Source organism: Janthinobacterium sp. BJB304 (genome assembly GCF_002735765.1).
In the GTDB taxonomy this organism is placed as follows: Bacteria; Pseudomonadota; Gammaproteobacteria; order Burkholderiales; family Burkholderiaceae_D; genus Janthinobacterium.
Map to the genome: position 1 here is coordinate 1 of NZ_PDZN01000027.1, position 13,647 is coordinate 13,647.

Here is a 13,647-nt window from a genome sequence, read left to right on the forward strand (position 1 = left end):
GCCCAGCACCTGGACAAACCGGGCATCGAGGGGCAAATGCAGTTAAAACCGCGCTTCCTGGCGCCCGATTACTGCGGCAGCGGCAAGCTGGCCGGCATGGTGGCCATCATCACGGGCGGCGATTCGGGCATCGGCCGCGCCGTGGCCGTGCTGTATGCGCGCGAAGGCGCTGATGTCGCCATCATTTACCTGAACGAACACGCGGACGCCAACGAAACGAAGCGCTACGTGGAAGCGGAAGGCCAAAGCTGCCTTTTGATCCCCGGCGACGTGCGCGACCAGGGCTTTTGCCAGCAAGCCGTCAGCCAGGTGCTGGAGAGGTTCACGCACATCGATGTGCTGGTCAACAACGCCGCCTTCCAGGAACACGCCGAATCCTTGCTGGACCTGAGCGAAGAACGCTTCGACCTGACCATGAAAACCAATGTCTACGGTTATTTTCACATGGCCAAGGCCGTGCTGCCCCACTTGCAGCGGGGCGCGTCCATCATCAACACGGGTTCCGTGACGGGTTTGCAGGGTTCCAAGCACCTGCTCGACTATTCCACCACCAAGGGCGCCATCCATGCGTTTACCATGGCGCTGGCCGGCAACCTGCTCGACAAGGGCATCCGCGTGAACGCCATCGCACCCGGCCCCGTCTGGACGCCGCTCAATCCGACCGACAAGTCGCCCGAGGAGATCGAGAAATTCGGCCAGGACACGGACATGCGCCGCCCGGCCCAGCCGGAAGAACTGTCGCCCGCCTATGTCTTCCTGGCCTCTCCCGCCTGTTCCAGCTACATCAGCGGCATTGTCCTGCCCGTCACCGGCACGGTGGGAGACTAGCCGATGGCGCGCGCACTCTGGAAAGGCGCCATCAGCTTCGGGCTCGTGCACATTCCCGTCGAGCTGATTTCTGCCAGCCTCGACCACGAACTGGACTTGTCCATGCTGGACCGGCGCGACTTCGCCCCCATCGGCTACAAGCGCTACAACAAGCAGACGGGCAAGGAAGTCGAGTGGGACGACATCGTCAAGGGCTATGAATACAAGACGGACGAGTACGTGGTACTGTCCGACGAGGATTTAAGGCAGGCGAACGTGACGGCCACGCAAACCATCGATATTTTGACCTTTGTCGATGCGGCGGAGGTGCCGCTGACCTTTTACGAGCACCCGTATTACCTGCTGCCCGCCAAGGGCGGCGAGAAAGTCTATGCGCTGCTGCGCGAAACCTTGCGCAAAGCCAATAAAGTGGGTATCGCCAGCGTAGTCATGCGCACCAAGCAGCATTTGTGCGCGCTCGTCTGCGTGGGCGACGCCATCGTGCTCAACACCCTGCGCTACGCCGATGAGCTCCGGCCCACGGACGACCTGGACTTGCCTGCCAGTACCCTGAAGGCGGCCGGCATTTCCGACAAGGAACTCAAAATGGCCCTGTCGCTCGTGGAAGGCATGAGCGAAGCGTGGGAACCGGAGCAATACCACGACAGCTACCGCGAAGACGTGCTGGCACTGGTCAAGAAGAAAATCAAGGCGAAACAGACCAAGACCATCACGCCGCCCGCCCCAGAACCGGAAGAGGAACACGACAGCAATGTGATCGACCTGGTCGCCCTGCTGCAGCAAAGCCTGGGCAAGAAGGCGTCCGCGGCGCCGGTCCGCAAGCGGACGGCCGCGTCCCCTGCGCGCAAAACGGCGTCCGCCAGGCGCAAGGCGGCCTGAGGCACGCCCCACGCCACCGAGAATAGTCAATACTATAAATGCATTGACTTTGATCAAGCTTCTCGCTACGTTATGCACAGGCCTGCCAACCGGCAAGCCCTGTCATGCGTGCGGGAAAAAATGGATGCCGAGTTAGATCAGCTTATCCTCAGCGGCGCCCCTGGCGGCGTTGTCATCACGAACGAAGAGCACGCCGTCGTGCGCTGGACGGTGGGTGCCCAGCGCATCTTCGGCTATGCCACCGACGAAGCGCTGGGCCGCACGCTGTGGGAACTGATCTCCTTGCCCGGACAAGCCGAGGCGGCGGCGCTGATCGACGAACAGCTGACCCTGCATGGCAGCTACGACCGCGAATCGCTGCGGCGGCGCAAGGATGGCGAACTCATCCACGTCGATGTCGCGTGCCAGGTGGCACAGGCCGGGGCGGATGCCCCCCGCTACCTGATTTCCACCATGAAGGACACGACCTTGCTGAAGGCGGCGCGCGACGCCCAGTTCGTCGAGGTGCGCTACCGCGTGCTGTTCGAATCGACGCCGGACAGCGTCATCATGGTCAATGCCACGGGCGCCATCGTGCTGGCCAACCAGCAGGCGCAGCGTCTGTTCGGCTACGCGGAAGGCGAATTGAACGGCAGACAAATCGATAGTCTGCTGCCGCAACGCCTGCGCCATTCGCACGTGGCGCACCGCGCGCGCTATTTCGATCAGCCCCGCACGCGCACCATGGGCGCCGACCTGGAGTTGCTGGGCTTACGCAAGGACAACATCGAGTTTCCCGTCGAAATCAGCCTGTCGCCCATCCAGACGGAGATCGGCACCTTCGTCATCAGCGCCATCCGCGACGTCAGCGACCGCCGGCGCGCCGAGCAGAAGTTCCGCGGCCTGCTCGAATCGGCGCCGGACGCCATCGTCATCGTCAACGGCGATGGCGAGATCGTGCTCGTCAACTCGCAGACGGAACGCCTGTTCGGCTACTCGCGCGCGGAGTTGCTCGGGCGCAATGTGGAAGTGCTGATCCCGGCCCGCTACGCGATGGACCATCCGCGCCACCGCCATGCGTTTTCCACGGCGCCGCGCGCCCGCTCCATGGGCGCAGGGCTGGAACTGTACGGCTTGCGCCGCGACGGTACCGAATTTCCCGTCGAAATCAGCCTGTCGCCGCTGGAAACAGACGAAGGCGTGCTCGTGTCGTCGGCCATCCGCGACATCTCCGAGCGCAAGCGCATCGAACGCACGCTCAACGAGCAGAAAGTCGAACTCGAACGGGCCAGCCAGGCGAAGGACCGTTTTCTCACCAGCATGTCGCACGAGCTGCGCACGCCGCTGAATGCCATCCTCGGCTTTGCCCAGCTGCTGGCCAACGAAGCCTTGCCCGCCACCGTGCTGCAAAAACGCACCTTCGTGCAAAACATCGTCACCTCGGGGCGCCACCTGCTCACCCTGATCAATGAAATCCTCGACCTGGCGAAGATCGAATCAGGCAGCCTGAGCCTGTCGATGGAAGCGGTGACGCTGCCCGCGCTGATCGAGGAAGTGCGCGTGATGGTGGAAGAACAGGCGCAGCAGCGCCAGATCCACCTGATCTTTCCCGCCTGCGAAGCGCTGACGCTCAGGGCCGACCATACGCGCCTCAAGCAAGTGCTGCTGAACCTGCTGTCGAATGCCATCAAGTACAACCGTCCGGCCGGCAAGGTGGAGCTGGAAATTTCGCAGCCCGATGCGCTGTGCGTGCGCATCGCCATCCGCGACACGGGCAAGGGGCTGGACGACGCGCAGATGGCCGAACTGTTCCAGCCGTTTAACCGCCTGGGGCAGGAGGCCGGCAGCGAAGAAGGCACGGGCATCGGCCTGGTCGTCACCAAGCGCCTGGTCGAACTGATGGGCGGACGCATGGGCGTGCACAGCTGCCTTGGCGAGGGCAGCGTGTTCTGGATCGAACTCGACACCATGGCCGCGCCGCCCGAGAGCATGCCGCTGGACACGGAGGGGCTATCAGAGCCTGCCGGCAACGCCGGGGACGACGCCAGCGGCCAGGCCCTGCTGCTGTACGTGGAAGATAATCCGGCCAGCCTGCGCCTGGTGGAAGACATCGTCAGCTTCCTGCCGCATCTGCGCATGATCTCGGCCACCGATGCGCGCCAGGGCATCGCGCTGGCGCTGGAACGCCAACCCGATGTCATCCTGATGGATATCAACCTGCCCGGCATGAACGGCAACCAGGCGCAACGCATTCTGCGCAACGATCCGCGCACGGCGCACATTCCCGTCATCGCCCTGACGGCCAACGCCATGAAGGGCGACATCCGGCATGGCCTGGCTGCGGGCTTTTTCCGCTACCTGACCAAACCCGTCGAGATTCCCCAACTCAACGCCGCCATCGACGAAGCCCTGCAGCTGGCGCGCGCCACCGTGCCCTTCAAGCCGGAGGAGTAAAGGCCAGCTTTTTCATCGCCGCATCGAGCCCTTTCGCGCTGCGCGCATAGCCGTCCCACGGCGCATTGCCCACGTCGAGACGGCTGTGGACATTGCCCACGTTCCATTGGTCGCCCGCCTTCAGCTTGTCGAGCTCCTCCCAGGCCAGCGGCACGGAAATGCCCAGCCCCGAACGCGTGCGGGCCGACCACGCGCATACGGTGGTGGCGCCCCGGCCGTTGCGTAAATAATCGATGAAAATCTTGCCGACCCGGTTGGACGGTCCGCTTTTCAGGACGAAACGCTGGGGAATGAGCTGCGCCATGTGCGCCACGATGGCTTGCGAAAATGCCTTGACGGTATCCCAGTCGTGTTTCGGGCGGATCGGCACGACCACGTGCAAGCCCTTGCCGCCGCTGGTTTTCAGCCAGGCGGGCAAGCCCAGTTCCGTCAGGAAGGCGCGCAGCAGCACGGCCGCTTCGCGGATGGCGGGCCACGCCACGCCCTTGCCCGGGTCCAGATCGAACACCAGGCGGTTCGGCGTGTCATAGGCGCTGGCCAGTGCGTTTTGCGTATGAAATTCCACCACGTTCCACTGCGCCGCCGACAACAGGCCCTGTACGCTGGCCACTTCCAGCATGCTGGCATGCTCGGGATCGAGGCCGGGATCGAGCTGTTTGACACCGGGCATGGTGGACGTGTCCGCATGCTTCTGGAAAAACAGCTCGCCGCCCACGCCGGACGGCGCGCGCACCAGCGACACGGGCCGGCCCCGCAAATGCACGAGCATCAGCTTGCCCACCAGCGCGTAGTAGCGCACCAGGTCGATCTTCCTGGCGCCGCTGTCCTTGTCGATCACCCTGTCCGCATGGCTGACCTTGAAACTGGCCGGCAAGACGCTGTCCGGCTTGGATTGGTTTGGCATCGTCTTCTCCCTGTCGATTCGCTGTGGCCGCTCGCGCACGATGGCGGCCGGCTGTTTATCCGCACGCAAGCCGTGAAACACGGCGTGGCGCACGGCGCCGCCGCTGGTCCATTGCGCAAAGCCGACCTCGGCCACCAGCTCCGGCTTGACCCAGATGGGCTGGCGCACGCCGCCCGCCTTGCCCGCAAACGGACTCGCCTCCATGGTCAGGGCGTCGAGGCGGCGCCGCAAGTCGCGCAAGGCCGCATCGTCAAAGCCGCTGCCCACATTGCCCGCATAGCGCAGCTTGCCCTGGTCATCGTGCACGCCCAGCAGCAGCGAACCGATGCCTTCGCGCGCGCCTTGCGGCGCCGTATAGCCGCCGATGACGAATTCCTGGCGCAGCCCGCATTTGAGCTTGATCCAGTCGCCGGAACGCCGCGTGACGTAGGGCGAGCCGCGCCGCTTGCCGATCACCCCTTCCAGCCCCAGGCGGCAGGCGTGGGCCAGCAATTGCCGGGGTTTGGCGTCGAGCGCTTCGCTGAAGCGCAGCAGCGGCGAAGCCGGCAAGCGCTGCAGCAGCTGTTCCAGCAAGGCCCGGCGCGCCTCGACGGGCTGGCCGCGCAGATCGTGGCCGTCGAAAAACGGCACGTCGAACAGGTAATACACGATCTCGCTGGTCGTGTCCGCATCGAAGGCCCGCTGCAAGGCGCCGAAATCCGGGTGGCCGCTGGCGTCGTTGACGACGATTTCGCCGTCATACCAGCCTGGCGGCAAGCCCAGCTTTTCCAGCGCCTGCCGCAGTTTCGGCAGTTTCGCCGTCCAGTCGTTGCCATTGCGCGTGATCAAACTGACCCGTTCGCCATCGCAACGCGCGAGGATGCGGTAACCGTCGAATTTCACCTCGAACATCCAGTCTTGCGCGTCTGGCGGCGGCGCATCGACGAGCGTGGCCAGCTGCGGCGACAGGGCGGCTGGCAGCTTCGCGGCTGGCGCAGCCGCCTGCTCCGCGCTGTGTTTGCGCTTGGGCATGGCCTTGTGCTTGACGCTGTCGGGGAATTCGTCGACGACAGAAAATTCCAGCGCCGGCCGGGCATATTCATCTTTTTCCTTGATCAGCAGCCAGGCGGGCTGCTTTTCGCCCTTGCCCTTCATGCGCACGAGCACCCACTTGCCGTGCATCTTGTGGCCATGTACGGTGAATTTCAGCTCGCCGGCTGCCAGCGCCTTGCGCGCATCGGGCGTGGCCGGCTGGGGCCGCCACGTGCCCTTGTCCCAGATGATGACCTTGCCCGCGCCATACTGTTTTTCGGGGATCGTGCCTTCAAAGCTGGCGTAGGCAACCGGGTGGTCTTCCACCTGCACGGCCATGCGCTTGTCGCGCGGGTCGTAGCTGGGCCCTTTCGGCACGGCCCAGCTTTTCATCGTGCCGTCCAGTTCCAGGCGAAAGTCATAGTGCAGACGGCTGGCCCAGTGCTTCTGGATGACGAAGCTGAGCCCGTCGTTCGCCGCCTCGCCGCCCCCCGCAGGCTCGGGCGTGACGGCGAAATTGCGCTTGGCTTGATAGGTTTTCAAAGCGGCTTTCATGGCGGACCCATGCGGTGACGATGGCATCGAGTCTAGGCCGCCAGGGGCCGTGGCGCGGTACGCCAGCTAACAGAGTGCCTGTCCCGGCAAATGTAAGTGTTTGTAATTGAGAGAAAACGTGTCAACGCAATTGCCGCACGGCGCGTTTTTGCCTCAGTGACAGGGGATTGATCTCCTGAACTACAACCCCACTTCTCGAGGAACTGCATCATGAAAAAACGCACTGTCAACATTGTCGCTACTCTGATCGCCGGCTTGTTCGCTACCGCAGCCTTTGCTCAAACCCCAGCACCAGCAGCGCCGGCCAAGGCCGAAGCCAAGCACACCAAGGAAGTGGCTAAAGCAGAAGCCAAAGAAACGAAGGCCGTCGTGAAAGCCGATGCGAAAGAAGCCGCCGTCGCCGCCGATGCGAAAGCCGATGTCGCCAGCGCCAAGGCCGATGCCGCCGTCACCAAAGCCAAAGCCCACAAAAAAGCGAAAAAAGCCAAGGCCAAGGCTGACGAAGCCAAAACTGAAGCAACCGCAGCAGCAGCCAAGTAATCCCCACAGCGCATTTTTTGCGCCACACAAAAAGACAGCTTAGGCTGTCTTTTTTCGTTTTCATGCCAGCATCATGCGGCAACATCCTATAAAACACCTGATTGTAAGAAAGTGTAAACAAGGTCAACGGTAAGCTTCCGGGGCGCGTTTTATGCTCAGTGACACGGGAATCATCCCACCACCAACAGATACACCAGACAAACCACCACTGAGGACTGCACCATGAAAAAAGTAATCGCTACCCTGATCGCCGGCCTGTTCGCAACCGCTGCCTTCGCCCAGACGCCTGCAGCTCCGGCAGTGCCCGCCAAAGTCGAAGCGGCCCATACCAAGGCCGTCGCAAAAGCCGATGCCAAGGAAGCGCAAACGGTCGTGAAAGCGGACGCCAAAGAAGCGAAAGCCGTCGTCGCCGCGAAAACGGAAGTCGCCAGCGCCAAGGCGGAAGCGGCCACCACGAAAGCCAAAGCCCATCACAAGGCCAAGCACACGAAAGCCAAGGCTGACGCAAAACTGGCTTCGGCCACCGCTGAAGCAGCACCGGCAGCAGCCAAGTAATCACCCAGACAATCGCTTACCACTCTCCAGGACAATACAATGAAAAAAGTTATCGCCACTCTCGTCGCCAGCCTGTTCGCTACCGCAGCCTTCGCCCAAACCCCTGCCGCCCCGGCAGCACCGGTTCCCGCCAAGGCGGAAGCGGCCCACACGAAAGCCGTAGCAAAAGCGGAAGCCAAGGAAACCAAGGCCGTCGTGAAAGCCGATGCGAAAGAAGCGGCCGTCGCCGCCGATGCGAAAGCCGACGTGGCCAGCGCCAAGGCCGACGCCAAGGTCAGCAAGGCCAAGGCCCATCACAAGGCCAGCAAATCCAAGGTAAAAGCGGATGCAACGAAAGCGGCAGAAGCCGTACCGGCAGCACCAGCGCCAGCGAAGTAATCGCAGCGGTAGCCACGGGAGCGCGTCCGCCGGGTCTGCGCTTCCGTGGCGACTTCGCCTGCAGTACCAAAGACAGCTTCGGCTGTCTTTTTTTTCGCGTCCGGCACTGGCTGCGCATGACCGACACTTACGCTCGGAAGCAGGAGCCTTCCACGTAAAACCGTGTAAAGATGTAAAAAACAACGCTTTTCAGTCACAAAAATTTTCCATTCCGGCCTCTCCTCAAATAGAATTGAGAATTATTCTCATTCTCATCCTTGATTCAGGAGCCGTTTCAATGCCAGGTCACACCGTTCTTTCCGCCACACCGTCCACCCCATCCTCCCCCGCCGCGCTGTCGTTGCGCCCGCTGGCCCTGGCCATTTCACTGGCGCTCGGCGCCGGCATGGCGCATGGCGCCGGCAGCGCCCCCGCCGATGACGCTGGCGAAGATACGCTCATGATGCAAACCATTACCGTCACGGGCAGCAGCGACGCGAACGCCTACACGACGCGCAAAAGCGCCTCGGCCAGCAAATTCGACCTGTCGCTGCGCGAGACGCCGCAGGCCGTTTCCGTGGTCACGCGCGCGCAAATGGATGATTTCAGGCTCGATAACGCCAGCAAGGTGCTGGCGCAAACGACGGGCGTGACGGTGGAAGCGGTGGAAACGGACCGTACCTATTACACGGCGCGCGGCTACGACATCACCAACTTCCAGTTCGACGGCGTGGGCATTCCTTTCGTCTTCGGCAATGTGATGGGCGACCTCGATACGGCGCTGTTCGAGCGCGTCGACATCGTGCGCGGCGCGAACGGCCTGATTTCCTCGACCGGCAATCCGTCGGCCACCGTCAACTTCGTGCGCAAGCGCCCTACCCAGGGCCTGGCCGCTGCCGCCGGCGTCACGCTGGGCTCGTGGAACACGCGCCGCGTCGATGCCGACGTCTCGACGCCGCTCGGCGCCGATGGCAAGGTGGCGGCCCGCTTCGTCGTCGCCCACGAGGAAGGCGATTCCCACCTGGACCGCTACTCGCCGCGCAAGGATGTCGCCTACGCCATCGTCGAAGCGAAGCTGACGCCGGACACCCGCCTGGCCGTGGGCCACAGCTACCAGAACAACCTGGCCAGGGGCGGCATGTGGGGCGCCCTGCCCGTCGCCTACGCGGATGGCACGCCGACCGACTACCCGGTTTCCGCCTCGACCTCGGCCGACTGGTCGCGCTGGAGCATCCTCAACAACAGCACCTTCGCCGAACTGGCGCACCAGTTCAATGCCGACTGGCGCGTGACGGCCACGGCCACCTACAACCGCTCCACCTCAGATTCCAAACTGTTCTACGTCTACGGCACGCCGGACAAGGCCACGGGCAACGGCTTGTTCAGCTACCCTTCGCGCTATGCCTCGGCCAACAAGCAGCGCCTGTTCGATGTCGCCGCCACGGGCACATTCACGCTGGCCGGGCGCCGGCATGACCTCAGCATGGGCCTGGCCTGGTCGAAGTCCACGCTCGACGACGTGTCGTATTATGGCCGCGGCATCGGCACGTCCCTGCCGAACGGCACGGCCTTCGACGGCTCCTACCCGGAACCGCTCTTCGATGCATCGACCAATGGCAGCGCCTACAAGGACGAACGCAAGAATGCCTACCTGGCCGCCCGCTTCAACCTGGCCGACAATGCCAAGCTGCTGGCGGGCGTGAACACCGTCAAGGCCGACAGCACGGGCAGCGCGTACGGCGTCAGCCAGGCCAAGTCGCAGAGCGACACCACGCCCTATCTCGGCCTGGTGTACGACATCGGCCGCCATGTGTCGGCCTACGGCAGCTACACGGAGATCTTCAACCCGCAAAGCAGCATCGACCGCACGGGCCAGACCCTGGCGGCGGCTACCGGCAAGAGCCTGGAAGCGGGCTTGAAAAGCGACTGGTTCGACGGTCGCCTGAACCTGTCCGGCGCCCTGTTCAAGACGCGCCAGAAGAACGTGGCCGAGGCGGCCGGCACCACGCCCGACCTCAAGACCTTCTACAAAGGCGTCGATTCGGAGTCGCAGGGTTTCGAGCTCGATGCCTCGGGCGAACTGGCGAAAGGCTGGCAGGCGAACGCCGGCTATGCGCAGCTGCGCATCGAGGGCGACGACGGCCACGATGCGCGCACCTTCATCCCGCGCAAGCGCTTCCACCTGGTCACTACCTATCACGTGCCGGCCGTGCCGACGCTGAAGCTGGGCGCCAGCCTGACCTGGCAGGACGCCATCTACAACAAGGTCGACGACAGCACCACCCTGCACCAGGGCGCCTACGCGCAACTGGGCCTGATGGCCAGCTACGCCATCAGCCGCAACGTCAGCCTGTCGCTGAACCTGAACAATGTGACGGACAAGAAGCACCTGACCAGCCTGTACTGGACCCAGTCGCTGTACGCGGCGGGCCGCAATGGCAGCGCCACCCTGAGCTGGAAATACTAGGGAGCCGCCATGCGACTGCGTCCTCCCATGGTTGTTCTGCACCGCTGGTTCGGCCTGGCGGTGGCGCTCTTCCTGTTCATTTCCGGCCTGACGGGCGCCGTGATCTCGTGGGATCACGAGCTCGACGCCTGGCTCAATCCGCAGCTGTTCCACGCCGCCGGCACCGCCGGTGACGGCCCCGCAAAATCGGGACTGGAACTGGCGCAGCAGCTCGAGGCGCAGGACCGGCGCCTGCGCGTGAACTACACGCTCACGGCGATCGAGCCTGGCCACACGGCGCTGATCGCGGTGGAAGGCCGGCCCGACCCGGCCACCGGCAAGCCGTTTGAGCCGGGCTTCAACCAGGTGGCCGTCGACCCGGCCACGGGCGCCATCCAGGGCACGCGCCAGTGGGCTGCGGTCTCGCTGACGCGCGAAAACCTGCTGCCCTTCCTGTATAAACTGCACTACACCATGCACATTCCCGATGGCTGGGGCATCGAACTGGGCGTGTGGTTCATGGGCATCATCGGCATCGTGTGGGTCCTTGACTGCGGCATCGCCCTGTATCTGTCGTTTCCGAACCGGCGCAGCTGGCGCAAGTCGCTGGCCTTCCGCTGGCGCGAAAGGGGCCACAGGCTGAACTTCGACTTGCACCGCTCGGGCGGCGTGTGGGTCTGGTTGCTGCTGCTGGCGCTGGCCGTCACGTCCGTGTCGATGAATCTGCAAACCCAGGTGATGCGTCCGCTGGTGGCGAAGTTGTCCACGCTCAGCCCGAACGCCTTCGACAGCCGCACGCCGCAGCCGCCCGGGCATCCCATCGAACCGCTGCTGACGCGCGAACAGGTTGTCGCGCTGGCGAAGACGGAAGCGGCAAGGCGGGGCTGGACGCTGCCGGCCGGCGGCGTGTTTTATTCTTCCGCCTACGGCCTGTATGGCGTCGGTTTCTTCGCGGCGGACAACGACCATGGCGACGGCGGCCTGGGAAATGCATGGCTGTACTTCGACGGGCGCGACGGCAAGCCGGCGGGCGGCGTGGTGCCCGGCACGGGCAGCGCGGGCGACATCTTCCTGCAGGCGCAATTCCCCCTGCATTCGGGCCGCATCCTGGGCCTGCCCGGGCGCATCCTGATTTCCGCCATGGGCCTGGTGGTGGCCATGCTGAGCGCGACGGGCCTGATCATCTGGTTGAGAAAACACCGTGCCCGCGCAGCGCAGACCGGCAAGGCGCCGGCGCCGCTGCATGCAAACTTCAGCAAGCAGGTGCAGTAAAACGCCACAAAACGGCGCAACTGGGCGACACTGGCAATCCGACCATCGCCACGAAAGCTGTCCATGCGCCGCCTGTCCTTGTCCTTGCTGAGTACCCTCCTCCTGTCCTGCGCCGCCCTGGCGCAGGACAGCGCCCCCGGCACCATCGCGCAAGTCCTGCAAGCCCAGGACCGCGACAGCCATGGCGACCTGCGCGCCGTCGTCGTGTTGCGCGACGGCGCCATCGTCGCCGAACGCTATTACAACGGCGAGACGGCCGATACCCTGCACGACATCCGCTCGGCCGGCAAGAGCATCACCGCCCTGCTGGCCGGTGCGGCCGTGGCGCGCGGCCAGCTGGCGACGACAAAAACCGTAGGCGACTACTGGCACGAAGTGGCCGGCAGCCCGGTCGGCAAAGTCGTCCTCGACGATGTGCTGACCATGCGTTCGGGCCTGGCGGCCTTCGATGAAGACGAACGGTCGCCCGGCAATGAAGACAAGCTCGATGCGGCGCCCGATCCCGCCGCCTTCGTGCGCGGCGTGCCGGCCGCAACAAAGCCGGGCAGCGCCTACCGCTACAACTCGCTGGGGGCGTACATCGCCGGCAGAGTGGTGGAAAACGCCAGCGGCGCCGACCTGGAAGACTACGCCGCCAAGGTGCTGTTCGCGCCACTGGGCATCACGCGCTGGAGCTGGGGCCGCGACGTGGCCAACCATCCGAAGGGACAGGGCAATCTGTCGCTGCGGGCGCGCGACACCGCAAAAATTGGCCAGATGGTGCTCGACGATGGCGTAGTTGGCGGCAAGAGGGTCATCGATGCGGGCTGGCTGCAAGCGGCGCTGGCGCCGCGCGTGGCCATCGGCGCCGTCGACCGCTACGCCGACAGCTACGGCTATTTCTGGTACGCGAAGACGCAGGATATCGGGGGACAGCAGATTGCCGTGTATTTCGCCTCGGGCAATGGCGGCAACAAGATCTATGTGATCCCCGCGCGCCGCATGGTGGTGAGCATCGCATCCAGCGCGTATGGCAAGGGTTACGGACAGCGCCGTTCGGAAGACATCCTGAAAGCCATCCTGAAGGCCGATGTCACGCAGATGTAAGCGTTTGTAATGACAGTCAACGCAAGCGTCCGGGGCCGCGTTTTATGCTCAGTGACACGGGAATCATCCCGGCACCAACAGACTTACCAGACAACCACCACTGAGGACTGCACCATGAAAAACGTAATCGCTACCCTGATCGCCGGCCTGTTCGCAACCGCTGCCTTTGCCCAGACGCCTGCAGCTCCTGCAGCCACCCCGGCAGCCTCGGTTCCCGCCAAAGTGGAAGCGGCCCACACCAAGGCCGTCGTGAAAGCCGATGCCAAGGAAGCGCAAACGGTCGTCAAAGCGGACGCGAAAGAAGCGAAAGCCGTCGTCGCCGCCAAGACGGACGTCGCCAGCGCCAAAGCGGAAGCGGCCATCACCAAGGCCAAAGCCCACCACAAAGCCAAGAAAACCAAGGCCAAGGCTGACGAAAAGCTGGCATCGGCCACCGCTGAAGCGGCTCCAGCGAAGTAATTTCTTCCCACTGCATTCACCCGAAAAAACACCAAGGATCTCATCATGAAAAAAGTTATCGCCACCCTGATCGCCAGCCTGTTCGCCACCGCCGCTTTCGCCCAGACGCCAGCCGTCGCGCCAGTCGCTCCAGTGGCACCGATTCCTGTCGTCGCCCCTGTCGTCAAGGCCGAAGCCCCGGCAGCAGCCGTCAAGCCGGCCGCGCACAAGAAAGCCAAGCATCACAAGGCAAAGAAAGCCGCTCCAGCCGTCAAGGCAACGCCTGCGGAACCGGCAACGCCAGCTACGCCAGCAACACCGGCCAAGTAATCACGGACGCAGC

12 protein-coding genes are annotated in these 13,647 nt (G+C 63.9%); 11 read left to right on the forward strand and 1 reads right to left on the reverse strand.

The window, feature by feature from the left end; genetic code table 11:
- From CSQ95_RS24965 to CSQ95_RS24975, 3 genes are all read left to right on the forward strand, one after another.
- Positions 1-828: SDR family oxidoreductase (locus CSQ95_RS24965; RefSeq protein WP_099411453.1), on the forward strand; the 828-nt coding region annotated here is incomplete at its 5' end.
- A 3-nt stretch (positions 829-831) separates the two neighbouring features.
- Positions 832-1,707: a Ku protein gene (locus CSQ95_RS24970; protein WP_099411454.1), complete on the forward strand. Its 876-nt coding sequence runs from the start codon at positions 832-834 to the stop codon at positions 1,705-1,707.
- A gap of 120 nt (positions 1,708-1,827) precedes the next feature.
- On the forward strand, positions 1,828-4,140 hold the full coding sequence (locus CSQ95_RS24975) for a PAS domain S-box protein (RefSeq protein ID WP_180279156.1): 2,313 nt from the start codon (positions 1,828-1,830) through the stop codon (positions 4,138-4,140).
- Here CSQ95_RS24975 and ligD read toward each other — a convergent pair.
- On the reverse strand, positions 4,124-6,610 hold the full coding sequence (gene ligD / locus CSQ95_RS24980; RefSeq protein WP_099411455.1) for a DNA ligase D: 2,487 nt from the start codon (positions 6,608-6,610) through the stop codon (positions 4,124-4,126). The genes CSQ95_RS24975 and ligD overlap by 17 nt on opposite strands.
- A gap of 210 nt (positions 6,611-6,820) precedes the next feature.
- On the opposite strand from ligD, the gene CSQ95_RS24985 reads away from it, so the two are divergent.
- The 8 genes from CSQ95_RS24985 (at position 6,821) to CSQ95_RS25020 (ending at position 13,634) form a co-directional block, all read left to right on the forward strand.
- Positions 6,821-7,150: a hypothetical protein gene (locus tag CSQ95_RS24985; protein ID WP_070289293.1), complete on the forward strand. Its 330-nt coding sequence runs from the start codon at positions 6,821-6,823 to the stop codon at positions 7,148-7,150.
- 222 nt (positions 7,151-7,372) lie between these two features.
- Positions 7,373-7,705 (forward strand): hypothetical protein, encoded by a 333-nt coding sequence (locus CSQ95_RS24990; RefSeq protein ID WP_099411456.1) that lies wholly within the window; start codon positions 7,373-7,375, stop codon positions 7,703-7,705.
- A gap of 39 nt (positions 7,706-7,744) precedes the next feature.
- Positions 7,745-8,083: a hypothetical protein gene (locus CSQ95_RS24995; RefSeq protein ID WP_099411457.1), complete on the forward strand. Its 339-nt coding sequence runs from the start codon at positions 7,745-7,747 to the stop codon at positions 8,081-8,083.
- A 277-nt stretch (positions 8,084-8,360) separates the two neighbouring features.
- On the forward strand, positions 8,361-10,529 hold the full coding sequence (locus CSQ95_RS25000; RefSeq protein WP_099411458.1) for a TonB-dependent siderophore receptor: 2,169 nt from the start codon (positions 8,361-8,363) through the stop codon (positions 10,527-10,529).
- A 9-nt stretch (positions 10,530-10,538) separates the two neighbouring features.
- Positions 10,539-11,780, forward strand: coding sequence for a PepSY-associated TM helix domain-containing protein (locus CSQ95_RS25005; RefSeq protein ID WP_373632954.1), 1,242 nt, complete (start codon positions 10,539-10,541; stop codon positions 11,778-11,780).
- A gap of 63 nt (positions 11,781-11,843) precedes the next feature.
- Positions 11,844-12,866 carry a serine hydrolase gene (locus CSQ95_RS25010; protein WP_099411460.1) on the forward strand — a complete coding sequence of 341 codons (1,023 nt, stop codon included), beginning with the start codon at positions 11,844-11,846 and terminating at the stop codon, positions 12,864-12,866.
- Between the two features lie 114 nt (positions 12,867-12,980).
- Positions 12,981-13,325, forward strand: coding sequence for a hypothetical protein (locus CSQ95_RS25015; RefSeq protein WP_099411461.1), 345 nt, complete (start codon positions 12,981-12,983; stop codon positions 13,323-13,325).
- A 45-nt stretch (positions 13,326-13,370) separates the two neighbouring features.
- Complete coding sequence (locus CSQ95_RS25020) at positions 13,371-13,634, forward strand: hypothetical protein (protein WP_099411462.1); 264 nt, start codon at positions 13,371-13,373, stop codon at positions 13,632-13,634.
- Positions 13,635-13,647 lie beyond the last annotated feature (13 nt).